The sequence below is a fragment of the Variovorax sp. RKNM96 genome (assembly GCF_017161115.1).
In the GTDB taxonomy this organism is placed as follows: Bacteria; Pseudomonadota; Gammaproteobacteria; order Burkholderiales; family Burkholderiaceae_C; genus Variovorax.
In genome coordinates this window covers 6,006,313-6,029,804 of record NZ_CP046508.1, presented here as the reverse complement: position 1 = coordinate 6,029,804, position 23,492 = coordinate 6,006,313, and the positions used below count along the sequence as shown (strand labels likewise).

At 66.2% G+C, this 23,492-nt stretch carries 23 protein-coding genes; 8 read left to right on the top strand and 15 right to left on the bottom strand.

What is annotated here, in order from left to right; genetic code table 11:
- Nucleotides 1-13: 13 nt before the first annotated feature.
- The 15 genes from GNX71_RS28060 to GNX71_RS27990 form a co-directional block, all read right to left on the bottom strand.
- Complete coding sequence (locus tag GNX71_RS28060) at nt 14-2,053, bottom strand: TadG family pilus assembly protein (RefSeq protein WP_206175451.1); 2,040 nt, start codon at nt 2,051-2,053, stop codon at nt 14-16.
- A 15-nt stretch (nt 2,054-2,068) separates the two neighbouring features.
- Nucleotides 2,069-2,569: a TadE/TadG family type IV pilus assembly protein gene (locus GNX71_RS28055; RefSeq protein WP_206175450.1), complete on the bottom strand. Its 501-nt coding sequence runs from the start codon at nt 2,567-2,569 to the stop codon at nt 2,069-2,071.
- A complete protein-coding gene (locus tag GNX71_RS28050) occupies nt 2,566-3,039 on the bottom strand; it encodes a TadE/TadG family type IV pilus assembly protein (protein WP_206175449.1) in 474 nt (157 codons plus the stop codon). Before GNX71_RS28050 ends, GNX71_RS28055 begins: the two co-directional genes overlap by 4 nt.
- Nucleotides 3,040-3,075: 36 nt before the next feature.
- Nucleotides 3,076-3,519, bottom strand: a complete 444-nt coding sequence (locus tag GNX71_RS28045) for a DUF3613 domain-containing protein (RefSeq protein ID WP_206175448.1) — start codon at nt 3,517-3,519, stop codon at nt 3,076-3,078.
- Entirely contained in the window at nt 3,516-4,433 is a 918-nt protein-coding gene (locus tag GNX71_RS28040) for a tetratricopeptide repeat protein (RefSeq protein ID WP_241027075.1), read from the bottom strand. Before GNX71_RS28040 ends, GNX71_RS28045 begins: the two co-directional genes overlap by 4 nt.
- A gap of 41 nt (nt 4,434-4,474) precedes the next feature.
- The gene (locus GNX71_RS28035; protein WP_206175446.1) at nt 4,475-5,446 is read right to left on the bottom strand and encodes a type II secretion system F family protein; all 972 of its coding nucleotides are present in this window, start codon (nt 5,444-5,446) and stop codon (nt 4,475-4,477) included.
- Entirely contained in the window at nt 5,443-6,435 is a 993-nt protein-coding gene (locus GNX71_RS28030) for a type II secretion system F family protein (protein ID WP_206175445.1), read from the bottom strand. Before GNX71_RS28030 ends, GNX71_RS28035 begins: the two co-directional genes overlap by 4 nt.
- Nucleotides 6,428-7,744 carry a CpaF family protein gene (locus tag GNX71_RS28025; RefSeq protein WP_206175444.1) on the bottom strand — a complete coding sequence of 439 codons (1,317 nt, stop codon included), beginning with the start codon at nt 7,742-7,744 and terminating at the stop codon, nt 6,428-6,430. Before GNX71_RS28025 ends, GNX71_RS28030 begins: the two co-directional genes overlap by 8 nt.
- Nucleotides 7,745-7,748: 4 nt before the next feature.
- The gene (locus GNX71_RS28020; RefSeq protein ID WP_206175443.1) at nt 7,749-9,035 is read right to left on the bottom strand and encodes a histidine kinase; all 1,287 of its coding nucleotides are present in this window, start codon (nt 9,033-9,035) and stop codon (nt 7,749-7,751) included.
- 32 nt (nt 9,036-9,067) lie between these two features.
- The gene (locus GNX71_RS28015; protein WP_206175442.1) at nt 9,068-10,483 is read right to left on the bottom strand and encodes a type II and III secretion system protein family protein; all 1,416 of its coding nucleotides are present in this window, start codon (nt 10,481-10,483) and stop codon (nt 9,068-9,070) included.
- Between the two features lie 47 nt (nt 10,484-10,530).
- The gene (gene cpaB, locus GNX71_RS28010; protein WP_206175441.1) at nt 10,531-11,523 is read right to left on the bottom strand and encodes a Flp pilus assembly protein CpaB; all 993 of its coding nucleotides are present in this window, start codon (nt 11,521-11,523) and stop codon (nt 10,531-10,533) included.
- 81 nt (nt 11,524-11,604) lie between these two features.
- A complete protein-coding gene (locus GNX71_RS28005; protein WP_206175440.1) occupies nt 11,605-12,102 on the bottom strand; it encodes an A24 family peptidase in 498 nt (165 codons plus the stop codon).
- An 8-nt stretch (nt 12,103-12,110) separates the two neighbouring features.
- A complete protein-coding gene (locus tag GNX71_RS28000) occupies nt 12,111-12,287 on the bottom strand; it encodes a Flp family type IVb pilin (RefSeq protein WP_206175439.1) in 177 nt (58 codons plus the stop codon).
- Nucleotides 12,288-12,711: 424 nt separating this feature from the next.
- Nucleotides 12,712-14,187: a L,D-transpeptidase family protein gene (locus GNX71_RS27995; protein ID WP_241027074.1), complete on the bottom strand. Its 1,476-nt coding sequence runs from the start codon at nt 14,185-14,187 to the stop codon at nt 12,712-12,714.
- Complete coding sequence (locus tag GNX71_RS27990) at nt 14,187-15,296, bottom strand: nuclear transport factor 2 family protein (RefSeq protein ID WP_206175437.1); 1,110 nt, start codon at nt 15,294-15,296, stop codon at nt 14,187-14,189. The genes GNX71_RS27995 and GNX71_RS27990 overlap by 1 nt, the downstream gene beginning before the upstream one ends.
- 210 nt (nt 15,297-15,506) lie before the next feature.
- Between GNX71_RS27990 and GNX71_RS27985 the strand changes: the two genes are divergently transcribed.
- The 8 genes from GNX71_RS27985 (at nt 15,507) to GNX71_RS27950 (ending at nt 23,478) form a co-directional block, all read left to right on the top strand.
- Nucleotides 15,507-16,469: a LysR family transcriptional regulator gene (locus GNX71_RS27985; RefSeq protein ID WP_206175436.1), complete on the top strand. Its 963-nt coding sequence runs from the start codon at nt 15,507-15,509 to the stop codon at nt 16,467-16,469.
- Nucleotides 16,470-16,585: 116 nt separating this feature from the next.
- Nucleotides 16,586-17,116, top strand: a complete 531-nt coding sequence (locus tag GNX71_RS27980) for a hydroxyquinol 1,2-dioxygenase (RefSeq protein WP_206175435.1) — start codon at nt 16,586-16,588, stop codon at nt 17,114-17,116.
- A gap of 13 nt (nt 17,117-17,129) precedes the next feature.
- A complete protein-coding gene (locus GNX71_RS27975) occupies nt 17,130-18,137 on the top strand; it encodes a hydroxyquinol 1,2-dioxygenase (protein WP_206175434.1) in 1,008 nt (335 codons plus the stop codon).
- Between the two features lie 134 nt (nt 18,138-18,271).
- Nucleotides 18,272-19,735 carry an aldehyde dehydrogenase family protein gene (locus tag GNX71_RS27970; RefSeq protein WP_206179731.1) on the top strand — a complete coding sequence of 488 codons (1,464 nt, stop codon included), beginning with the start codon at nt 18,272-18,274 and terminating at the stop codon, nt 19,733-19,735.
- 47 nt (nt 19,736-19,782) lie between these two features.
- Nucleotides 19,783-21,036 (top strand): ABC transporter substrate-binding protein, encoded by a 1,254-nt coding sequence (locus GNX71_RS27965; protein ID WP_206175433.1) that lies wholly within the window; start codon nt 19,783-19,785, stop codon nt 21,034-21,036.
- 1 nt (nt 21,037) lies between these two features.
- Nucleotides 21,038-21,757 (top strand): ABC transporter ATP-binding protein, encoded by a 720-nt coding sequence (locus GNX71_RS27960; RefSeq protein WP_206175432.1) that lies wholly within the window; start codon nt 21,038-21,040, stop codon nt 21,755-21,757.
- Between the two features lie 148 nt (nt 21,758-21,905).
- The gene (locus GNX71_RS27955) at nt 21,906-22,622 is read left to right on the top strand and encodes an ABC transporter ATP-binding protein (RefSeq protein ID WP_206175431.1); all 717 of its coding nucleotides are present in this window, start codon (nt 21,906-21,908) and stop codon (nt 22,620-22,622) included.
- A complete protein-coding gene (locus GNX71_RS27950) occupies nt 22,615-23,478 on the top strand; it encodes a branched-chain amino acid ABC transporter permease (protein WP_206175430.1) in 864 nt (287 codons plus the stop codon). The genes GNX71_RS27955 and GNX71_RS27950 overlap by 8 nt, the downstream gene beginning before the upstream one ends.
- Nucleotides 23,479-23,492 lie beyond the last annotated feature (14 nt).

Here is a 23,492-nt window from a genome sequence, read left to right as displayed (position 1 = left end):
GCAGCATCTTCTGTCAGTACACCAGCATGGGCAAGGCCTTGCAGTCGAGCGACTTCAGGTTCACGTCGATCTGGCCGAGGTTGATGCCGAGTACGTTTTGCAGCAGCGGCGTGAGGACCGATGCACCGATGGCGTCGAGGATCGGTTTGAGCAGGCCGGTCAGCACGGACAGGGCGTTGGAAACGGCGCCGCCCAAGCCATTGCTGCTGCTGGACAGCCCGTCGCGGATCATCTTCTTGCAGCCGTCTTCGTTGCCGCCCAGGCCCAGCAGGCCCGTGCACGGATTCAGCACGCCGGCCAGCAGGTCGCCCACGCCGTTGAGCAGGCCGGTCAGCAGGCCGCTTTGGCCCGAGTTCTGTCGGATGGTGGTGACGGCGCTCGCATAGCGCTGGCCCCGGCACGCGGACGTGTCCTGGGTGCAGATGCTGGCGGTGTCGCTCCAGATCTGATCGCGCAGTTTGTCCAGTTGCAGGCTGGTCGGCGAGCCCGTCGGCGCCGAGCCGCCGAACAGCAGGTTGGTCAACTCCGAGACCAGCCGCGCCACGGTCGTGCCGATTTCCAGATTGTTGACCGGCGTGGTGCCGGTCTGGCCTTCGGCGAGCGTCAGCGAGGAAGGCGGCCCTTGCAGCGCGTCGATCGACAGGTGGCTGGTGGTCTTGAGAAGGCCCAGGATATTGATGAGCTCCATGTTCTTCAGGGTGCCGGGGTATTCGCAGACCTTCGACTTCGAGAACAGGTCCGCCGTCGCGATGTCCCCCACGCAGATGTTCGCGATGCTGCTGGTCACCTCGAACCTCGCGCGGTCTTTGCCGCTCACCGGGTCCTGCAGCTCGGGCGTGCACATGTCGACCACCTCGCCGATACCCCGCACGGCATCCAGCACGATCGGCAGGTCCAGCTTGACCAGCGACTGCAGCAGCGTGCCGAGCGGGCCCGCATCGGTCGTCACGTGGATGTAGGTGCGCACCTGCGCGTTGTACGCCTTGGCGCCGATGCCACCGATCGCGACCGACGGCGGTTCGATCACCCCCACCTTGGTCGTCACCTTGGCCAGCGACAGCAGGTTGATGTTGAGCCCTGCTTCCAACGCGTGGTTCGCCGTCGCCACGCCGATCGCGGTGTAGAGCAGGTCGAGCGCGCCCACGTTCACATTCAATGCGCCGCCGCCGCTGCCTCCCGGCGCGATGATTTCCGCGAACAGGCCGCGCGGACCGTTGGCGAGCGAGCCCAGTTGCACCATGAGATTGGTGAGGCCGAGCTTGGCCTGGATCGCCTGCAGCAGTGCGATGTTGCTGGCGAGCAGGCCGTTCTGGCCTGCCACCGTCACGATGGCATTCAGCAGGTCGCCCAATGCCACAGAGCGTCCGGCGAGCAGCGTATTGAGTTCGCCCACTCCGATGTCGGCGGCCACCGGGATGCCGAGCGCCGCGAGCAATCCGCCCGGCGTGATCTTGGCCTGGGCCAGCCCGTCGTAAGTCAATAGCGAGGTACCGGCGAGGTCGAGCCCGATGCCCTTGAGCAATCGCCCGAGCGTGGAGTCACCGCTCACCGTGATCAGCTTGCTGCCGACCGAGAACTCGGCGAGCGGCGCGCTCAATGCGGCCACTGCGCTGACGCTGATGTTCCGGTTGCCCGCGAAGAACGCCAGCAGCGTTGGCGAGGGCCTCTGAAAACTCACGCGCACCGCATTGATGCTGCCTGTCACCGCGGGAAACTGGAAGCTCGTGGTCCGGTCCCAATAGCCGCACTGGATCTCGCCGGCCGCGCCCAGCGGCAGCACGCCGGCGGGCATATTGCGACCCGCCCCTCCGGTTGCGCCGTTGGCATTCAATTGCGCAGCCGTCGTCGCTGCCGGGCAGCCGCCGCGAACCTGCTGCGCGCCTGCCAGCGCGGCGAGGTCTGCCGTCTTCTGGAATTCGCGCTTCATGAAATACATGAAACCAATCTCGGTGCCGATCAGCGTGATGACGACCAAGCTCAGCGCAATGGCCGTGTTCACGAGGATCGATCCACGGGTGGTGCGCCGGCGTTGCGTCTGGCGGGCTGCGTTCATGGAGATGCCCCTTCCTCAGGTCGATCGAAGCGCGGCGGTTGTCCGGCTTCGAAGTTGGTTGGGCATCCACTGGCTCATGTCCAGCAGCGGCAAGGTCGGGAGCAGGCGGTTCGCACTGTACGGATAGGTCACGGTGACGACGTACTGGATGTAGGCACCGGGACTGGCGGGATTGCTGCGAGTCACGCTCACGCTCACATTCGAGACGATCCAGCTGCGCCGGGTTGCCACGCTGGCATTGGCCGAAACGGGAACGACCAGCGAGTTGGCCAGGGTGTCGTACACGGCATCCATGACGCGCGCATCGTTGCTGGTCGGCGCCGGTGTGAGCAGGCCGACGGCCCGTGCGCCTTCTTCCGACGCGCGAGTAACGGTCTGCTGGGTGTAGAGCACCGCACCGAATGTCGCGAGCGCATACAGCACACCGAACAACAGCACAAAGACGAGCGCAAACTCGATGGCCGCGACGCCGCGCTGGGGACCGGTGCGGTTCGCTTGGGCGGAGGCCTTTTTCATGGCGCTCTCCCATCCAGCAACATGCTGGCCTTGCCGACGATCTGGCTGGGCATCGCAAAACTCGGAAGCGGCGGCAGCAGCAGCTGCATGTTGCTTGCAGTCACGGTCACGACCACCTGGCACCGAGCCTCCCAAGTTGGGCCGCAGGTCGGTGCGACGCAAACATTGCCGACCACGCCGCAGACTGTGGCGGTCGCGTTGCGCGTCACTATGGCCGGCAACCAGCTGATGCGCTGCACGGCGATCGTTTGCGCCTGATTCGTTCGGGCCGCAAGCGTGGGCTGATAGCGCAGCGCCGCACGCGCTCCGTCCTCCGCGGCGTTCTGCACACCCAACCGAAACGCGAACAGCATTCCATAGCAGATGATCCCGTACAGCACGGCGAAGAAGATAAGGAACACCAGCGCGAACTCGACCGCATACGCGCCGCGCTGGCGGCTTGCTGCAGGGTGGGAGCCTGTCGCTTTCATGGCGATGTGCGGTTTGTGCCGGGTTTGGTCGCGGGGTTACCTGGGCGTGGTGGCGCCGGTGCCCGAACCCGAAGACGACTTCACTGAGGAACTCATGCGCTCCGGAATCGGAAACTCAAAGCTCTTGAGATACCGCTCGTAGCTGCGGGTCGCGACATTGCCGGCAATGAAGCGCGGCGTGGGCGAGGCAATCTCGCCACTGCGCTGCCATGCAAACAGACCCTGCGTGGCATCGCCCACCTGCAGGGATTCGTACACGGGCTCTTCGGCCTCGGCCATTTCGGCCGTGTCCGGCTCGGTGCCTTGTGTCGCGCCCTGCGCTGGCTGGGACACGGCCACAGGCGCCTGCGCACTCGCGAGATCCGGCGCAGGCTGCGGCGCCTGTTGCGCCAGCACTGCGGGCGCATAAACCATCAGCGCGATGCCCATGCCGAAGGCGGATGACAGTGCGGCGAGGCGGAGGGCGTGTTCTTTTTTCATGGGGTACCTCGTGCGGTCGGGTTGGGGGACGCGGCGGAATCCGCGGTGGATGGATTCAGCTGGCTGGCGGTGCGCACGCCGCCCGTGCCGGCCCAGCGCGATGCCTTGAGTGCCAGGGGCGGGGGCGCCACGTCGTCTCGCACCAGCGTCGTGCCGCTCGACAGCGGGTGAACGGCCAAGGGCACGGTGTCGGTTGCCGCGAGCGGCGCGCCGGTGCGCAGTTGCTGCGCGGCCGCTCGCACGGCGGCGCGGCTGGATGCGGGCATGCGGTTGGCCTCCATCAGTTTGTTCGCCTGCTCGCTCTGATCGGTGGCTTCGAGGTAGAGCGCGAGGTTGGCCTGGGCCTGGGTGTTGTTGGGGCTCAGTTGCAGCGCCTGCATCAGCGGCATCCGGGCGTCGGCGATCTGCCCCGCGCGCAGGTTCGCATAGCCCAGGTCACTGAGCAGCAGGGCATCGGTCGGGCTCTGGCGCTGGGCCTGCTTGAGCAATTGCACGGCTTCGGGGTAGCTGCCGCGCGCACCCGCCAGGAGGCCTAGGCCGCGGTAGCCGGCGCCTTCCAGCGGCGTGCCCGTCAGGCGCTTGTAGGCAGCTTCGCTCAAGTCGGCCTGGCCGGTCTGGCGCAACGCGTCGGCGCGCGCGCGCGTGGATTCGGGTGACACGCCCCAGCGCTGCTCCAGCGCATCGATATGGGCCAGCGATGCAAACCACAGGCCTTCGTTCTGCATCTGCTCGACCACCCGGAGATAGGTGGCCTTGGTGTCGATGGAGGCGCCGGCCTTCGTGTCGGCGGCCGATTCGAAGGCCGCGCGCTGCTGCGCATCGGCGCTGGCTGCGTATTGGTCCTTGACGGTGCCGCACCCGCCGATCGCAAGGGCCACAAGGGCCGCGAGCGCCGCGGCGATGCAGGCCGGCATGCGGCCTCCGTACCGGGACCGCATGGAAATGGCGAGGGTTTTCATTTGACGACGGCTCCCAGTGAACGAAATATCGCGATGAACCCCGGCCCCGCGGTCACGATGACCAGTGCCGGCAGCAGCGTGGTCACCATGACGGCGGTCATCTTCACGGTGATCTTGCCGATGCGCTCCTTCATTTCCGAGCGCCGGTGTTCGCGCAGCCGGTCGCTGAAGATGCGCAAGGGTTCCTGCACTGCGCCGCCGTGCCGGTCGACCTGCACCAGCAGCGACACGAGGCCGCGCAGGTTTTCGTTCTTGTGGAGGGTCGCCAGGCGTTGCAGCGAATGCTCGCGCGTACGGCCGCGGCTGTACTGGTTGTTGGCTAACGTCAGCTCGTGGCCGAGCACCCGCAGCACATGCTGGAAGTCGGCGGCCATGATCTGCAGGCTCTGGTCCAGGCTGAGACCCACGCCCTGCAGAAGCCGCAGCAGGTCGATGAAAAGCGGCAGTTCTTGCGCCGCCCGTTCGCGCCGCCCGGCGGCGATGCGTCCGAGCACCCACTTGGGCACCATGAAGCCGATCACGAAGGAGATCGCCAGCACGAAGACCACCGTGCGCTGCTGTGCATGCCGTTCGCCCCAGACCACATAGGTGATGAACGGAAACACCAGCGCGAGCAAGATGCGTGTGACCAGGAAGACGAGTTGCGTGCGCTTGGAAGGCAGGCCGCACTGGTCGATGAGGTTCCTGTCTTCGTCGGCCACCAGCGCCCGGCCCAGCCGCGAATTGAGCCAGTGAAAGGGCAACTCGACATCGGCGTGCGCCACCGTGTCGGCATCGGGCACCGTCTCGGGGCCCGACCGCGATTCCGCCGTCGGCGGGCTGCCGGCTTGGCGGATGGCACGGCCGATGACTTGCCCGCTGCGCGTGCGCCGGAGTTCGGCCGCAATCAGCGCACCGGCGCCGACCATCAGGCCAGCGGCCAGCAGCACCAGGGCGAAGATGGCCAGTTGGTTGGGCGTGAACGTCATGCCAACCTCGCTAGGCGGTAGAGAAGCGCGGCACCTGCCAACTGCAGGCCCAGCGCGGAAAAGATGAGCATGCGACCCGTGTCGTCATTCCACATGCCAATGAAGTAGCTCGGGTTGCCCATGATGAGGAGGGCCCCGACGCCCACCGGCAAGAGACCCAGGATCCAGGCCGAGAGCCTCGTCTCTGCAGACATCGCGACGAGTTCGTGCTCTGCCTGTTCGCGGTCACGCATGAAGTTGGCTACGCGCTCCAGCAGCAAGTCGGCACGGCCGCCGTAGCGTACGCCCAGGCCCAGGATGGAGGCCAGCAGAAACAGTTCTTCGACATGCACGTTGGCGGCGGTCTGGTGCAGCGCACGGTCCAGGTCCACGCCCGCGCGCACCAGCGAGGCCGAGCGTTCGAGGTGTCCGCGCAGCGGCTTTTCGGTGGTGGAAATCGCCAGCTGGAAGGCGGCCTGCGTGGAGTTGCCGATGGTGATCAGGCGGACCATCGCATCGATGTAGGCGGGCAACTGGCTCACCAGCTTGCGGCGGAATTTCTGCAGCTGGAGCCAGAGTACGAAGGTCCCAACGAGCAGCAGCAAAAGCAATATGCCCAAGGCGGCGATCCAGCCGCCGATGGCCCCGGCCACCAGGCTGAGCACCGCGATGACGGCCAGGCCCAGCACGACAGTGCGCGGCTGGACGACGCCCACGAGCCGGCCAGGTAGGACCTTGTCGAACATGCCGGCGGGTACTGTGGCCTTCGACGTTCCCTCGGTTTCTAGCCAGGGGTCTGTGGTCAGGCCCGACGGCAGTTCGCTGGCGGGCATGTCCCGTACGGGCATCGGCGCCGGCGTGGTCGGCGAACTGCTGGCAAGGATCTGCTGGCTCAGGTGCCGCTCTGCAGCCTGCCGCACCTGCCGCTTCTTCGCCCACTGCCACAGCAGCAGTCCCGCGGCTGCTGCCAGCAGCGCGATCACCGCAATGACGAGCAGGCCTTCACGCACGGTTGTCTCCCTGTGCTGCACGCGCCATCGATTGGCGGAAGCGCGTGATCTTCGGCGAATGCGGTGCAATGCCCAGCGACACCCAGCGATCGCGCTCCTCGCCATCGGGCGAAACGATCGGTTCGTAGCGGTACAGCTCCTGCATCGCGACGATGTTGTCGTTGACGCCGGTGACCTCGCTCAGCGAAATGATGCGCCGCTGGCCGCCCGAGAGCCGCCCGATCTGCACGATGAAATCGATGGCATTGGCGATTTGCCGGCGCAGGCTCACCTCGCTGCCTTGGTAGCCTGCGAAGCCGGCGAGCATTTCCAGTCGGTAGAGGCATTCGCGCGGGGAACTGGCGTGGATGGTGCCCATCGAGCCTTCATGGCCGGTGTTCATCGCCTGCATCATCTCGATCACTTCGGCGCCGCGAACTTCGCCCACGATGATCCGGTCGGGCCGCATGCGCAGGCTGTTGCGCAGAAGGTCGCGGATCGACACCACGCCCGTTCCATCGAAACCGCCCGGGCGGCTTTCGAGCCGCACCACGTGGCTGGTGCCCAGCGACAGTTCGGCCGTGTCTTCGATGGTGATGACGCGCTCGCGCCCGGGGATGAAGCTGGCGAGCGCATTGAGCAGCGAGGTCTTGCCCGAGCTGGTGCCGCCGCTCACGAGGATGTTGCAGCGCGCACGCACCGCAATTTCCAGCAGCTGTGCCATGCCCGCATCGAAGGTACCGAGCTTCACAAGGTCGGCAGGTGTGAGCGGCTCCTTGCGGAATTTGCGGATCGAGACTGAAAGTCCGTCGATGGCCAGTGGCTCGATGATCACGTTGATGCGGCCGCCGTCCGGCAGGCGCGCATCGACCATCGGATTGGACTCGTCCAGCCGGCGCCCTAGCGGCGCAAGGATGCGGCGCACGATGCGCATCACGTGCTCCGCATCGGCAAAGCGCACCGTCTCGCGTTCCAGCATGCCGTGGCGCGACACGTACACGTTCTGGTAGCCGTTGATCAGGATGTCTTCGACGGCCGGGTCGTTGAGCAGGTCTTCCAGCGGCCCGAAGCCCGCAAGCTCCTTCGTCAACGCGTCCGAGATGAGCTGCATCTCGCGGTCGTTGATCGGCACGCGGCGCAGGCGCACGAAGCTGTCGACCTCCAGTTCGACGAACTGCTGGATCGAAGCCCGCGACCAACGGCCGAACTCCGCGCCCAACTCTTCGATGCGGCTCAGCAGATGGTCGTGCGTCCAGCTCTTGATGTCCTGGAACTGCTGCGAGTTGATGAACGTCTGGTCGTCGTCGGCAAATTCGATATCGGTGGACATGGGCTCAACCTTCACTTGGGCTCTTGCGGAAGCGCGAAATCAACGCACTCCAGCGAGGATCTTTGGCCGGCGGTTGGCCCGTGGGAGACATGAATTCCTGATGCAGGCCTCGGGCCAATCCCGCGACGGCCTGCGAATAGGGGTCGTTGCGCGCGGTGCGCACCAGCATCTCGCCGCGGCTCGCGGCCGACAGCAAGGGCGCGCTGCGCGCGGGGATCACGTGATGCAGAGGCAGCTCCAGGCGCTCGGAGATGTCCTTGGCGGTCAGGTCCACGTGGCTGTCGAACTTGTTGACCACCAGCGAGAGATGCGTCATGTCGACCTCGCGAGTGCGCAGGTCCTTGAGGAGATTGGCGGTGGACACGATGGCGCCGATGCTCTGGTCGCAGACCACCCAGGTGCGCTGCGCTTCGCGCACGGTCTGTGCCACGAAGTCGATGGTGGAGAAGCCGCCCAGGTCGGCGATCTGGAAATCGAAGAAGTCGGTCAGCCGCTTGATGAGCGCTACCGAGTCGGCATGCGAGATCTCGCGCACTTGCGACAGGCTCGCCGGCAGTGGCAGCACCGCGACGCCGCTGCTGTGATGCGCCAGCGCCGTGTGCAACAGGGTCTGGTCGAGCCGGCGCAGGTTACGCACGCCGTCGACAAAGCTGAAGCCGCTTTGCGTATCGAGGTAGAGCAGGCCGTCGCGCGCCGGCAGGCCCAGGTCGAGCAGAGCCACGCCGTGGCGCGCGGCACGTGCCGGGCCGCGCACGGCCGCTTGTGCCTGTGCTTGCGCGAGCACGTCGTTCAGCGTCAGCGCGAGACTCGTTGCAAGCGTGGTGACACCCAGGCCTGCACGGGCGCCCAGCATCGCCAGGGTGCGTCCGCGCGTGCCCACCTGCTGGGAGCTGCGCCGCTCGATCAGCGTTCGCAGTGTGCTCACGGCGTCTGCGGGAGCGGCAGAGATGTCGATGAAGTCGTCCACGCCCGCACGCAGCGCGGCGAGCATGGCGGCAGGCTCGGCCGAGACGCCGGTGGCGAGCACGGGCAACGCGGGCCAGTCGCGTTTCAGTCGTTGATGGAGCGGGCCGGCGACCTCGCTCTGGTCGATTGAAAAGTCGATGAACACGGCCACTGGACCGAGCAGCGCGATGCGCTCGTCGATCGATTTGGTGTCCGGCCCGAGCACCACTACGGAACCCAGGCGGGAAAGCGCATCGGTCAGCCAGGTGATGTGGCCGCTGTTGCTCGATGCGAACAGATAGGTTTCTGCGCCCACTTCCGGAATGCTGTCGCGTGGAGCGTTCATGGTGCTGCTCGGCGAGGATGAGATCGTCGTTGTCAACGGGAGAAGCCAGGAACCGCTGTATCGGCTGCACCGCCGAGGAAATGCGAACGCCACACGGCACCATCGCGCTGCTCGGCGGTGCTGCCGGGCAGATAGGGCGCCAGGTCGGTGCCGCGGGCAATGGGCTTGACCAGATGCGGCGTCACGAGAATCACGAGTTCCTTCTCGTTCATCTGGTACTTGTTCTGCTTGAAGAATGCACCGAGGATCGGCAGGTCGCCCAGCAGCGGCACCTTGTCGGCATTGGACGTGGTGGTGCGACTCACAAGGCCGCCGATGATGAAGCTCTCCCCATCGCCCAGCTCCACCGTGGTGTCCGCGCGCCGTGTGCTGATGGCCGGCACGGCGATGCCATTGATGCTCAGCGAGTTCGCGTAGTCGAGATCGCTGGCCTCGGGAGCCACCTTGAGCACGATGCGATCGTTCGACAGCACGGTGGGCGTCAGCGTGAGGCCGATGCCGAAGGGCTTGTATTCGATGCTGGTGGTGCCCAAGCCCTGTGGCACCGGCACCGGCAGCTCGCCGCCGGAAAGGAAGCTCGCGCTCTGCCCGGACATGGCGACGAGCGTCGGCTCGGCGAGAACACGCGCCATGCCGTTGCCTTCGAGGAAGCCGACGTTCAGGCCGATGCCGGCCTTGCTGAAGTTGAACAGGAGGCTGAAGGCCTGCGCCAGAGGATTGTTGTACTCGCCGCTGATGCTGCCGTCGGACGCAAAGGACGCAGACTTGAGTGAGGAGGGCGTGAAGACGCCGAAGCTGAAACCGTTCGAGTTCGCACGGGTGCTGAAGATGTTCAGTCCCGCTTGTTTGAGCACGCTGCGGTTGAACTCCACCACCTTCACTTCGACCTGGACCGTGTTGCTTCGCACGCTCACCACGGAGCGGTCGGCCAATTCGGCCTTGTCCTTGTCGCCCGTGCTCGCCAGTGCGGCATCACGTGCCTGCTGGTGCGCAGGCATGCTGTCCATCGTGCCAGTGAGCGTGGAGGACCGACGGCGCACTTCGAGCGTGTAGGTCGTGGCAGCGCTGTTGCCCTTTTCCCAGACCATGAGCGTGGTGCGCCCCGCTGTCTTGCCGGTCACGATCAGCCGCGCGGCCGGTGAACTCGGTGTCTTGCGCGTGATGGTGACGGCGGCCACCGCTTCGTCGCCAATCGCCATCCGGTCTATGCCCTTCTCGATGACCAGCTCCTGTTGCGTCCCGGCGCTGAGGGTCAGTGTTCGCGGCGGTTGCAATTGTTGCGGCTGTTGCGAACGCCCCGTCTGCGCGTCGGCGGCAGTGGATGCCAGCGGCCAGATAGCTTGCGCCATCGCACACAGGGCGATCAGGGACGGCCGCAGCAGCCGCGATGAAACTTCCCCGGGGCTGCGAGTGGCGCTGGTCGACTGCTCGCTGGGTGTGTAGTGCATTTGTTTTTCCTGGATGACGGGTGTCGGCGTGCTGCGCAATCGGCAATTCAGTAGTTCACGGTTTCGCTGCGCTCGCCGCGAATCACCTCGACCTGCAGGCCTGTGCGGGCGGGGCCAGCGGTGCGCGGAGCGCCGCTGGGAGCTCGCACTGCGGTGACTTGCGGCCGGAGGGTAGGACCCTTGCCGCCGGTGACCAGGTCCGCGGCGGTCAGGCCGGCCTGGGCGCGGTCCAGGCCTTCGAGTGGCGCGCGGCGCGGCTCGCCCGCCTTGGGCGGCGCGGGCTGCAGGGCCGTCGGTAGTTCGGTGAAGAGTTTGGGGTCTGGTTCCGACAAGTCGGTCGGGTTGCGCAGGGCCAGCAGCAGCCTGCCGCTGGCGTCGCCGATGGTCAGGCGGTTCACTTCATCGACCGGGACCGCGAGCACCGCGGTGCGGGCCGGCTCGGCACGCTGGGCCTGCTGCGCGGCCCTGTCCGCCGACTTGGACGGCAGGCCGTCGACCGAGGCGTTGCCGAATGCCAATACGCGCTTGCGCGACAGCAGCAGGCGGGCCTGACTGCGATCCACATCCTTGCCGTCGGACTTGAGCGTGAGGAAGACGTCGACGTAGTCGCCGGGCTGCAGCTTGTTGCCCACGCCCATCACCTCGTCGGCCTTGACTGCGACGGCGCGCTCGCCTTCCGCAATGCGCAGGGCTAAGCCCGAGACCAGCTGGTTTTCCATCACCGGCGTGCCCTCGGCGAGGTCCAGCACGGGGACGCGGCCGGTGGCGACGGTCACGTCCTGGAAAGCACCGGCCGGATTGATCGTCAGCCGTTCCACGCGCAAGGCATCAGCGGGAATCGCCAGGCCCGCGGGAAGGGGCTTGGCCGCGACCACGACCGGATAGACGAGTGTTTGCTGCGCCTTGGTGGGCGCCACCGCAGCACCGGTTGCCGTAGGGGGCTGTGCGGGCGCCTTGCGACTCAGCATCCAGGCATAGCCGCCCAGTGCGATGGCCAGGAGCACCAGGATGGCGGCAAGGATTTTGGTGAGATTGATCATGTGCGGCGGGCTGAGGAATGAGGGCAAGCAATCATGAGAAAGAGGGAATGAAAGGCCTTCGGTGACAGAGGCAGGAAACTGCTAACTCTGTCGCCCCCAGACCATCCATGCCGCCGAGGCCATGGCCAGATAGGCCGCGTAGGGAATGAAGCGAGCCCTGCGCGGCGTGGCGCCGCCGTTGGCTGCGGAGGTCGGGCCCGACAGGATGAGTGCGAGCCGCGGAGAAAGGGGCCAGCGTTGCAGGACGTACCACAACGCGCCGTGTGCGCCGGCCAGGAGGCTGGCGACGATCCAGATAGGGGCCAGGGCGGTGAGGCCGACCCAGAGTCCGAGAGCGCCTGCGAATTTCACGTCGCCTGCCCCCATGAGACCGAATGCATAGAAAAGCAGCAATGCGCCGAAGCCCACGCCTGCGCCCAGGAGCGCCTGGGTCCAGTTGATTCCGAACGGCTGCATCCCGAGGGCGAGTGCCGCGAGAGCCACAGCGGCTCCGGCGAGCACCAGCCAATTCGGGACGCGGCGTTGTCGGAAGTCATAGACGGTGACAAAAAGAAGCCACAGGAGGCATCCCAAAGCCACGGCTGTTCTTAAGGAGCAACGGCAGGAAGTGCATTGCGGATTTGCGTAAAAACTCCTTCGAGCCTGTCGCCCACACCGCCAACAATAACGGCGATTGCAACTGAAATAAGCCCCGCAATAAGTCCATATTCAATTGCGGTTGCACCTTCTTCATCGCGCAGAAAACGAGTAATAGAACTAAGCATGATTTACCTCTTGAGGAGAGTTGAACAACGACTGGCAAGGTGGATGTTATACAGCGTAACTCCGTGTATCAACATGACAAACCCGAGGGAGTGAGGTCCTTCGTGTGATATTGGAGAAGTACATAGCAGGATGGCGGCCAGCCTCTTGCCACCCGGTCCCAGGAGTCCCTGGTCAGGTTCGTTAACAATCTAGAGACGTATTTTTCCCTCTGTAAACCGCATCGAAACTCCCATGAAGATGGGAGGGCGCGTTACGTGCCGGGAACGCGCGGGAGGGGGGTGTTACGGGAACAAAGGCGTTACGTGTTACGTAGCACGGGGTCGCGAAAGCCGAGTTGTAACAGCCAAAATAGGCGCTGCGGCTGCGCAAAAAATCACAGATCGGAGGGGGTGACCCCCTCGCCGAGAGGGGATCGGAGGGGCCTCAGCCCAGGATTTCTTCGTGAAAGAGCTTCCACTCGCTGCCTTGGCGCAGCCAGTACTGGCGCCTGGTGCGCCCGCTCTTTTCGCCCTCGAAGACTTCTCCGAAGGTGGCGACCATGGTGTCGTCGCCGTCACGCCAGTGCAGATACGACATGTCCTTGAACTGGACACGCTTGCCTTGGGCATATTCCACTTCGTCGTGGACCGAAATACCTTCGGTTGTTTTTTTATTGCTGCGCTGGAAATCCGGCAAATAGAATTTCTTCAATTGCGCTTCATTTCCGCTGGCCCGTGTATCTTTCCAGGCGGTAATTGCGCTGGTAAATGTCTGGGCTTCTTTTTCGGCCTGCGGCGGCGAAATCCATTGCAGGCTGCGGGCTGTGACCACCGGCGTGGCGCCGACCTGCACCTTGCGCAGCAACTGCTTCAGGTCGGGATTGGCCATGACCACGCAGCCGTCGCTCGCGAGCGGCGCCCGGGCGAACTGCTGGGGCGGGGTGCCGTGCAGCCAGATGCCGCCGCCGGTCCTGCCGCGCCGCATGTCGTACGGGTTCGGGTAGTTGATGGGCAGGGCGCCCGCGCCGTAGAAGTCCTTCAGCGACTTCGGGTCGAGGCTGCTGGTGATGTAGTACACGCCCAGCGGGGTGCGGGCATCGCCTTCGGTGAGCTTGTCGGTGCCCGACTTGCCGACCGAGATGTAGTAGTCGGCCACCAGCTTGAGCCCCCTGTCGGAGTTCTCCAGCAGGTACAGGCGCGAGCGCGAGGCATCCACCGCAATGGCGTAGCGGCTTCGGGTCGAGAGCGACAGGAACTGCGAGGGCACGGTGCCGGCCGGCGGCCGTTCGCGCAGGGCCTGCAGGCGGCGGCGCGATTCTTCGTGGAGCTCGGACATGGCCGGGTTGCCGCGCATCTTGGCGATGCCGGCCGTGTCGGGAAGCGAATTCGTGGGCGGCACCTGGGCCGCCAGCAGGTCGCCGTAGACGAGCTGCGCAAGCTGGAAGTTCGGATAGTCCCGCACCAGATCGCGCGCCTTGGCCAGTGCGGGGCGGGCCTGGCCGCGACCGAACATTTCGTAGACGGAGATCAGGCGGGCTTCGGCGCTGCTGGCTTCCTGGATGGAGGCGGCGGGTGCCGCCTTGCGGCCGGGTTTGGCTGCGGAAGCGGTCCGGGTCTCTGCCAGCGCGGCTTTCTTGCCCTTGGCCTGGACGGATTTGCCGGTGCCGCCGCGTGCTTCCCTGGCGGAAGCGCGGCTCTTGCCGGACGATGCGTGCGCGGCGGCGCCGCGGCTGCCGGCGCTCTTGCTGGCGGCCTTGGCGCCGCTGCTGGTCTTTGCGCTGCCCGTCGTCTTGTTCGATGCGAAGGCGGCACCGGGTGCCGCCAGCATCAGCGCCGATGCGGTCATCAGCGCTGCGAGCAGGTTCCCGCGGCGCGGGAACGGAGGATTCTGAAGCCGGCCGCGCCGGACGATGTCTGTCACTAGCCGCCGACGCTTTCCTTGCGAATGTGCCATTGGTTGCCCGAGCGCTGCATGTCCAGCGTCTTCCGGCTCGAGATGTTGAGATTGTCCGCGCGGTAGATCTGGCGGAACTTCGCCGTGGCGTTCTGTCCGTCGACCTTGATCACGAGGTTCTCGATGTTCACGCTGATGCTCGACTTGCCGACGATGCGGGCGCGGCGATCTTCTTCCCAGCCCTTGCGGCTCTGGCCGCCGCCGGGGGTGAAGTCCGAGCCGTAGGCGGCGAAGTAACGCTCCATGTCCTGGCCGGCCCAGGCCGAGGCCCAGCCGCGAACGGCGGATTCGACTTCGGCGGTGGAGGCCGGTGCAGCGGCTGCTGCGGCAGGTGCCGGTGCGGGGGCAGGCGCCGCTTCGGGTACCTTGGCCGGTGCTGCGACCGGGGCGGGCGCAGCAGCCACCTTGGCAGGGGCCGGCGCTGGAGCGGGTGCCGGAGCTGGCGCCTTCGCGGCGGCAGGGGCCGGTGCGGGCCGTGCGGCTTCAGGCGCCGCTGCCGCCACCAGTGCCGTGGGCTTGGCGCCCGGCGGCGTCGGCGTGAAGAGCGTGCGGATCACGGCCAGCTTGGGCTGCACCGCGGTGTTGGTCTGGTCCAACTGCAGCGCCTTGCTGTAGGCCTGGCTCGCGAGCCGTGCGTACACGTCGCCCAGGTTCTCCTGGGCGGTGGCGTAGCTGGGATTGGTGCGAATGGCGCTTTCCAGCGCGCCGCGGGCCTTGTCGAACTGGTTCTGGCTCGCGTAGATCACCGCGAGGTTGTTGTACGGCTCGGGCAGTTCGGGCGCATCCACCGTGAGCTGGGTGAAGGCGGCGATCGCCTCGGCGCGCTTGCCGGTGTCCAGCTGGATCACGCCCTTGAGAAAGCGCATCTGCGGATCGCGCGGCTTGTCCTTGAGGAATGCGTCGGCCTTTGCCATCGCCTCGTCGAGCTTGCCGGCCTGCATGAGGCGGTCGACGTCCTCGTGCTCGATGGCGGCCAATGCGGGAAGCGTCACGCCGCAGGCCGCAACGGCCAGGAGCAGGGCTCGCACGGTGGGAGAGAAGCTGAAACGGGCGCGAGGCCGGGGGCTCTTGGGCATTGCGGACAAGACCTCGTAGGGGTAAATGACGCGGCGGGAATGGCTGCAGGGATAGCGGCAGGCATTGTAAGTGGGGCAGTTAACCTTCCGAAACAGGGATGACAGGTCTTTCGTCTTGCCTGCAACGCCCGGCTCCGGGCTTACCCCCATGGGGCCCCAGGCGCCCCGCAGCCGGACGCAAAAAGCAGGCCTGCGCAGTACAGTGCCGCCGTGGACCGCCTCCAAAGCATTGAAACTTTTGTTCGCGTCGCGCAGACCCAGAGTTTTGCGGAGGCCGCGCGCCAGTTGCGGGTGGCCAATTCGGTGGTCACCACCCGCGTGAAGCAGTTGGAGGAGTTCCTCGGCGCGCCGCTGTTCCACCGCAGCACGCGGGTCGTCCGGCTCAGCGACATGGGCCAGGCGTTCCTGCGCGACTGCACCGAGCTGGTCGGCCGCGCGAACGACATCGTCGACCAGATGCGCGACGCGCGCGGCACGCCCTCGGGCACGCTGCGCGTCCATGCGCTGACGGGCATGGTGCTCGGCCGCTTCGCCACCTTGCTGCGCGAGTTCCAGACGAACTACCCCGACATCCACCTCGAGCTGATCGTGAGCGATGCGGTGGCCGACCCGGTGAAGGCCGGCGTCGACTGCGCGCTGCAGATCTTTCCTGCGGCCTCGCAGGAGCTGGTGTCGCGCCCGCTCTTCCCGGTGCGGCGGCTGCTGTGCGCCACGCCCGCCTACCTCGAGGCGCATGGCACGCCGGCCACGCCGCGCGAACTGCACCGCCACAAGCTGGGCCTGTACTCGGGCTACCCCACGCGCGACCGCTGGACCTTTCACCACAAGGGCGAACAGACCACCATCTACCTCGCCGCCGCGCTGCTCACTAACAGCGTGCACCTGCTGCGCGAATACGCGCTGGAGCACGCGGGCATCGTCTGCCTGCCGACGCTGGTGGCGGGCGATGCGATCGCGCGCGGCGACCTGCGCGTGGTGCTGGCGGAGCACCAGCTCTCGTCGTTCTCGCTGAGCGCGGTGTATGCGGGCACCTCGCGCAACGCGCTCAAGCTGCGGTTGTTCATCGAGCACATCGCCACGCGCTTCACGCGCGTACCGCCGTGGGACGCCACGCTGATCGAGCGCGGAATGATCCCGGCCGAACTCATTGAATTCAGTCGGTCGAGCGGCTAGCGATCCCGGGTAAACCCGGCCGATTGTTCGGAGACTCCGAATAATCCTCTTCCAAACTGGTCCCTACCGGCGGGACGGCATGACTCCTAGAGTTCGCTCATCCAAGGAGACAAGCCATGACAGCCCCCGCTTCCACCACTTCAACTGCTTACAAGACCCGTTTCGGATCGCTCAAGCATTTCGAGAAAGGCCATGTCGAGCCGATCGACGACGACGTGCGCCACTACGCGTTCTCCAACTGCTTCGAGATCGCCAGCATCAGCAAGCCCTACGAGAAGGTCGTGTTCGGCCAGAACCAGATCTACGTGCTCGAGACGCTGCGCGCCGAAGGCACCTCGCCCTGGTTCACCTGCGCGCACGACGAGTTCGCGCTCGTGATGGATGGCGATGTCGAAGTGCACCTCGTGCAGCTCGACGCCAGCCAGGCCGTCGCCGACACGGAGAAGAACGGCGCCGTGCTCGTGAAGGGCGAACCGCAGGGCAAGAAGATGGGCTGGATGAAGCTCTCGCGCGGCCACCAGGGCCTACTGCCGAAGAACACCGCCTACCAGTTCCGCACCGCCGGCGAGCCGGGCGTGATCGTCCTGCAGAGCTGCAAGGGCGACTTGTCGGTCGAGAAGTGGGCCGACATCTGCCAATCGCATTGAGAGGAACCGAACCATGAACGCACCCGCAGAACTCGCCCGCGTGATCGCATCGCAGCCCGACGCCACGCTCGGCTACAAGGACTTTTCGCTCGGCAGCTTCAGCTTCCGCCGCGACGAATATTTCGTGCACATCGGCTGGAAGACCCGCGACGGCCGCCCGATGAGCCACACGCTGGACGCCGGCAATTACCTGCGCGCACTGATGCGCGACGTGGCCTGGGGCTTCTTCTACGGCTGGGTGAATTTCGACGACGTGTTCGGCACTGTCAATCACTACGACTCGGTCGACCTCTATGCCGGCAGCTTCAACGGCACGATGAAGGACGCGGGCATCGACCTGCTCGAGAACTTCCCGACCGCGCAGATCCGCGCCACCTTCGAGGCGATGCTCGACGACTGGACCAACGAGAGCTTCGACCCCTTCAGCGCGCCGCAGGAAACCGGCTCGCCCTACGGCCGCAAGAGCGGCAACAACACCGCCAAGATCACCCGGGCGCGCGAGCTCGCCAAGCGCTGCGTGGGCCTCAAGGGCGACCTCGACCTGCGCAGCGACGAGCGCGGCGCGCCCATCAATCGCGCCTTCGCCGACGTGCCACAGGCCCAGCCCGAACTGCACCCCGAGCCCGGCTTCGAGAACGAGGTGCATGCCTTCAACCTCTTCGGCTTCTTGAGCCGTTCGCAGGTCACCTGGAACCCGAGCTTCACCTCGGTGGTGAAGCACAGCTACATGTGCCCGACGACCGAGGAGCACATCCTGCCGATCATCCACGGCAACGACCGCGTCGAGTGGTTCTTCCAGATGACCGACGAGATCCACTGGGACTGCGGCGACAAGAACACCGGCCGTCCGATGGCGCGCGTGATCATGAAGGCCGGCGACATGGCCGCCATGCCCGCCTACTGCCGCCACCAGGGCTTCAGCCCCAAGCGCTCGATGCTGCTGGTGTGGGAGAACGGGTCGCCGAGCCTGGTGTACGAGATCCAGAAGGGCGAGTCGCCCGAGATCCCCGTGCAGTTCTGAACTGCCTTTCTCCCTCCCCCTCTGGGGGAGGGCAGGGGTGGGGGCTCTCCAGGCCCGCGCCCTCTTTGAAGATGCCCCCACCCCAACCCTCCCCCAAAGGGGGAGGGAGAGGAACGCCCATGCCTGCTTCGTCCATTCGCCACCAGCTCTTCATCGACGGCCGCTTCGTCGACGCCGAATCCGGCGAGACCCTCGCCACGCTCAACCCGCACGACAACACACCCATCGTCGATGTCGCGCTGGCCGGCAAGGCCGACGTCGACAAGGCCGTTGCTGCCGCCAAGCGCGCGTTCCCCAAATGGAGCCGCATGGCCGCCGCCGACCGCGGCCGCATCCTGCTCAAGCTCGCCGACCTCATCGAAGCCAACGCCGAGGAACTCGCGCGCCTCGAATCGCTCGACACCGGCCACCCCATCCGCGATTCGCGTCGCCTCGACGTGCCGCGCACGGCCGCGTGCTTCCGCTACTTCGGCGGCATGGCCGACAAGTTCCAGGGCGAGACCATTCCGGTCGAAGAGGGTTTTCTCAATTACACGCTGCGCGAACCGGTCGGCATCGTCGGCCAGGTGGTGCCGTGGAACTTCCCGCTGATGTTCACCAGTTGGAAGATGGCGCCCGCGCTCGCGGCCGGCAACTGCATCGTGATGAAGCCGGCCGAGATCACGCCGCTGTCGTCGCTGCGCATCGCCGAGCTGATGGCCGAGGCGGGCCTGCCGCCCGGCGTGGTCAACATGCTGCCGGGCCTGGGCAGCGTGGCGGGCCAGTACATCGCCGAGCATCCGGAAATCGCGAAGATCGCCTTCACGGGCAGCACCGCCACGGGCCGGCGCATCGTGCAGGCCAGCGCGGGCAACCTGAAAAAGGTGCAGCTCGAGCTCGGCGGCAAGGGCCCCAACATCGTGTTCGAGGACGCGAACCTGCAGGCCGCAGTGAACGGCAGCGCGTGGGCCATCTTTCACAACCAGGGGCAGGCCTGCATCGCGGGCTCGCGGCTGATGCTGCACGAGAAGATCGCCGATGCATTTCTCGATCAGTTCATTCCGCTCGCGAAATCCATCCGCCTCGGAAACCCGCTCGACGACAACACCGAGATGGGCCCGCTCACCAGCGCGCAGCACCGCGAGCGCGTGTTGAGCTATGTCGAGGTCGCGCAAGGCGAGGGCGGCGAACTGCTCGCGGGCGGCAAGTCGCCCGGCGGCGATCTCGCCAAGGGCTGCTACGTCGAGCCGACCGTGATGCGCGCCAAGTCATACAAGGACCGCGTCGCGCAGGAAGAAGTCTTCGGCCCCTTCGTCACCGTGCTCACCTTCAAGAACGACGAAGAAGCGATGCAGATCGCCAACGGCACCGACTACGGCCTCGGCAGTGGCCTGTGGACCAGCGACCTGCAGCGCGCCCACAAGGTGGCGCGCGACCTGCACGCCGGCATGGTGTGGATCAACAGCTACAAGCGCGTGAACCCCGGCTCGCCCTTCGGCGGCGTCGGCCAGAGCGGCTACGGCCGCGAGATGGGGTTCGATGCGATGCGCGAATACACGCAGGTCAAGAGCGTGTGGGTGAACGTCGACGCGCAGATACCGCCGCACTTCGCGCGCTGATCCCTGGCCCCGCGGCAACGACATACATACAAAAGACGGAGACAACCATGACATTCAATCGCAGGCAATTCACGCAGGCCACCGCCGCACTCGTGGCCTCGGGCGCGACACCGCTGGTGTTCGCGGCCGACACGCTCAAGATCGGCTACGTCTCGCCGCAGACCGGCCCGCTCGCGCCTTTCGGCGAGGCTGACAAATGGGTCATCGAGCAGATGAAGACCGCGTTCAAGGACGGCATCAGCGTCGGCGGCAAGAAGTACGCGGTGCAGATCGTGCTGAAGGACAGCCAGTCGAACCCCAATCGCGCGGGCGAAGTGGCGAACGACCTGATCCTGAAGGACAAGGTCGCGCTGGTGCTCACCGCCGGCACGCCCGAAACCGCCAACCCGGTGAGCGATGCCTGCGAGCTCAACGAGGTGCCCTGCATCTCCAGCGTGGTGCCATGGCAGCCGTGGTTCTTCGGCCGCAAAGGCGATCCGGCCAAGGGCTTCAACTGGACGTACCACGTGTTCTGGGGGCTGGAAGACGTCATCGCCAACTACACCAACGGCTGGAAGACGCTCGCCACCAACAAGAAGGTCGGCGGCCTGTTCCCGAACGATGGCGATGGCAATGCGTGGGGCGACAAGGAGCTGGGCTTTCCGAAGCCGCTCGCGCAGATGGGCTTCACGCTCACCGACCCCGGTCGCTTCCAGAACGGCACGCAGGACTTCAGCGCGCAGATCGCGGCCTTCAAGAAAGAGGGCGTGGAGATCGTCACCGGCGTGGTGATTCCGCCCGATGCCAAGACCTTCCTCACGCAGGCGCGGCAGCAGGGCTTCAAGCCCAAGGTCATCACGCTGGGCAAGGCGCTGCTGTTCCCCGGCGCGATCGAGGCATTGGGCGACCTGGGCGACGGCCTCTCGACCGAGGTGTGGTGGAGCCCGTCGCATCCGTTCACCTCGAGCCTCACGCAGCAGAGTGCGAAGGCCTTGGCGGATGCTTATGAAGCCGGTGCGAAAAAGCAGTGGACGCAGCCCATCGGCTTCGCGCACGCGCTGTTCGAGGTGGCGGCGAATGCGCTGTCGCGCGCCAAATCGCTGAAGGCGGGCGACGTGCGCGATGCGGTCGCATCGACCTCGATCAACTCCGTCGTCGGTCCGGTGAAGTGGGGCGGGCAGGGCCCGTTCAAGAACGTGAGCAAGACACCGCTCGTGCTCGGCCAGTGGGGCAAGGGCAAGAAGTACAAGGTCGAGCTCACCATCGTGAACAACGAGGCGGCCAAGAGCATTCCGACCGGCGGCGCACTGCGGCTGCTCTGACATGGCACTGCTGGCACTGCATGCCGTGAGCAAGGCCTACGGCGCGCTCAAGGTCACCGACGACATCACGCTCGCGGTGGCCGAGGGCGAGACGCTCGGCATCCTCGGACCGAACGGCGCGGGCAAGACCACGCTGTTCAACCTGATCTCGGGTGACGTGCGCGTCGATGCGGGGCGCGTGGAGTACGCGGGCCGCGACGTGACGCGGCTCAAGCCGCACCAGCGCTGCCATGCGGGCATCGGCCGCAGCTACCAGGTGCCGCAGCCGTTCGGGAACATGAGCGTGTTCGAAAACCTCGTGACGGCCGCCTGCTTCGGCGGGCAGCAGACCGAGCGCGAGGCGTGGCGCACGGCGCATGAAGTGCTGGAGCAGACGGGCCTGATGCCGCATGCGAACAAGCCCGCAGGCGGACTCACGCTGCTGGACCGCAAGCGCCTCGAACTGGCGCGTGCATTGGCGACCAAGCCGCAGTTGCTGCTGCTCGACGAGATCGCAGGCGGACTCACCGAACCCGAGGCCGCGGTGCTGGTCGATGAACTCAAGCGCATCAAGGCGCGCGGCGTGACGATGATCTGGATCGAGCATGTGGTGCATGCGCTGCTGTCGCTGGCGGACCGGCTGTTCGTCATCAACTTCGGGCAGAAGCTGGCGGAGGGCGAACCGCGCGCGGTAATGAACGATCCCGAGGTGCGGCGGGTGTACATGGGGATGGAAGCATGAGCGCGCTGGGTTGTCTTCGTGTCGCTCCTTCCCCTTCCGGGGGAAGGTTGGGATGGGGGCACGACGGCGCTGGTTTCCCCTTGGCGCTTCGTCGAGCGCCGCTTGCCCCCACCCCAACCCTCCCCCGGAAGGGGAGGGAGCAAAGACCATGAACGCTCTGCTTTCCGCTCACGCCCTCAAGGCCTTCTACGGCGATGCGCAGGCGCTCTTCGGCATCGATTTCGCGCTTGCCGCCGGCGAACTCGTCGCGATCATCGGCGCCAATGGCGCGGGCAAATCGACATTCCTCAAGAGCCTCACCGGCCTCGTGCGGGCGCCCCGCGATGCGATCCATTTCAAGGGCGAACCCATCGGCGGCGTGCCGCCTGGAGAGATCGTCCGCCGAGGCCTCGCCATGGTCCCCGAGGGCCGTCGCCTCTTCCCCAGTCTCAGCGTCGAAGAGAACCTTCTCATGGGCGCCATCGCCAACCGCAAGGGCCCGTGGAACCTGCAGCGCCTCTACGCCCTGTTCCCCATCCTCGCCGAGAAGCGCCACCAGCCCGGCACCTCGCTCTCGGGCGGCCAGCAGCAGATGGTCGCGCTCGGCCGCGCGCTCATGAGCAACCCCGAGGTGCTGCTGTGCGACGAGCTCTCGCTCGGCCTCGCGCCGATCGTCATCCGCGAGATCTATGCCGCCATGCCCACCATCACCGGCGAGGGCATGACGGTGGTCATCGTCGAGCAGGACGTGACGATGGCGCGGCAGGTGTCGCAGCGCATCTACTGCTTCCAGGAAGGGCGCGTGTCGCTCGAAGGCAAGTCCGCCGACCTCACGCGCGAGCAGATCTCGCAGGCCTACTTCGGCATGGAGGCCGCGCATGCTTGAAACCCTCGTCCAGGGCGTGCTGCTCGGCGGCCTCTACACGCTGTTCGCGCTCGGCCAGTCGCTGATGTTCGGCGTCATGCGGCTCACCAACACCGCGCAGGGCGACTTCATCATCCTCGGTGCGTTCGCCGTCATCGCGGGCGTGTCGCTGACGGGCGATGCGGTGCCGTGGCTCGTGGCGCTTGCGGTGCTGCCCATCGCCTTCGCGTTCGGCTATGCGCTGCAGCGCTATGTGCTCAACGGCACGCTGGGCAAGGACCCGTTGCCGTCGCTCGTCGTCACCTTCGGCCTGTCGATCGTCATCCAGAACCTGCTGCTCGAACTGTTCTCGGCCGACCCGCGCGCCATCGAAACGAACGGGCTCAACACGCAGGGCGTGGCGCTCGGCGAATCGTTGTCGCTCGGCGTGCTGCCGCTCATCGTGCTGGCCATTGCGGTCTTCGCGACGGGCGCGCTGCAATGGCTCTTCGCGCGCACGGCGCTGGGCCGGTCGTTTCGCGCCGTCTCCGACGACCGCGAGATCGCCGAGCTCATGGGGCTCGATGCGAAGAAGGTCTACGCCTTCGCGACCGCCATCGCCTTCGTGCTGATCGCCATCGCAGGCGCGCTGCAGGGCATGCGCACGACGGTGTCGCCCTCGGACGGCCCGCTGCTGCTGCTCTTCGCCTTCGAGGCCGTGATCATCGGCGGCATGGGGTCGTTCTGGGGCACGCTGGCCGGCGCGATGATCCTGGGCATCACGCAGCAGATCGGCTTCCGGCTCGATCCGGGCTGGGGCATCTGGTTCGGGCACATCGTGTTCCTGGTCGTGCTGGTGCTGCGGCCGCAGGGACTCTTTCCAAAGACACGGGGATGAAGCGGATGACGAAC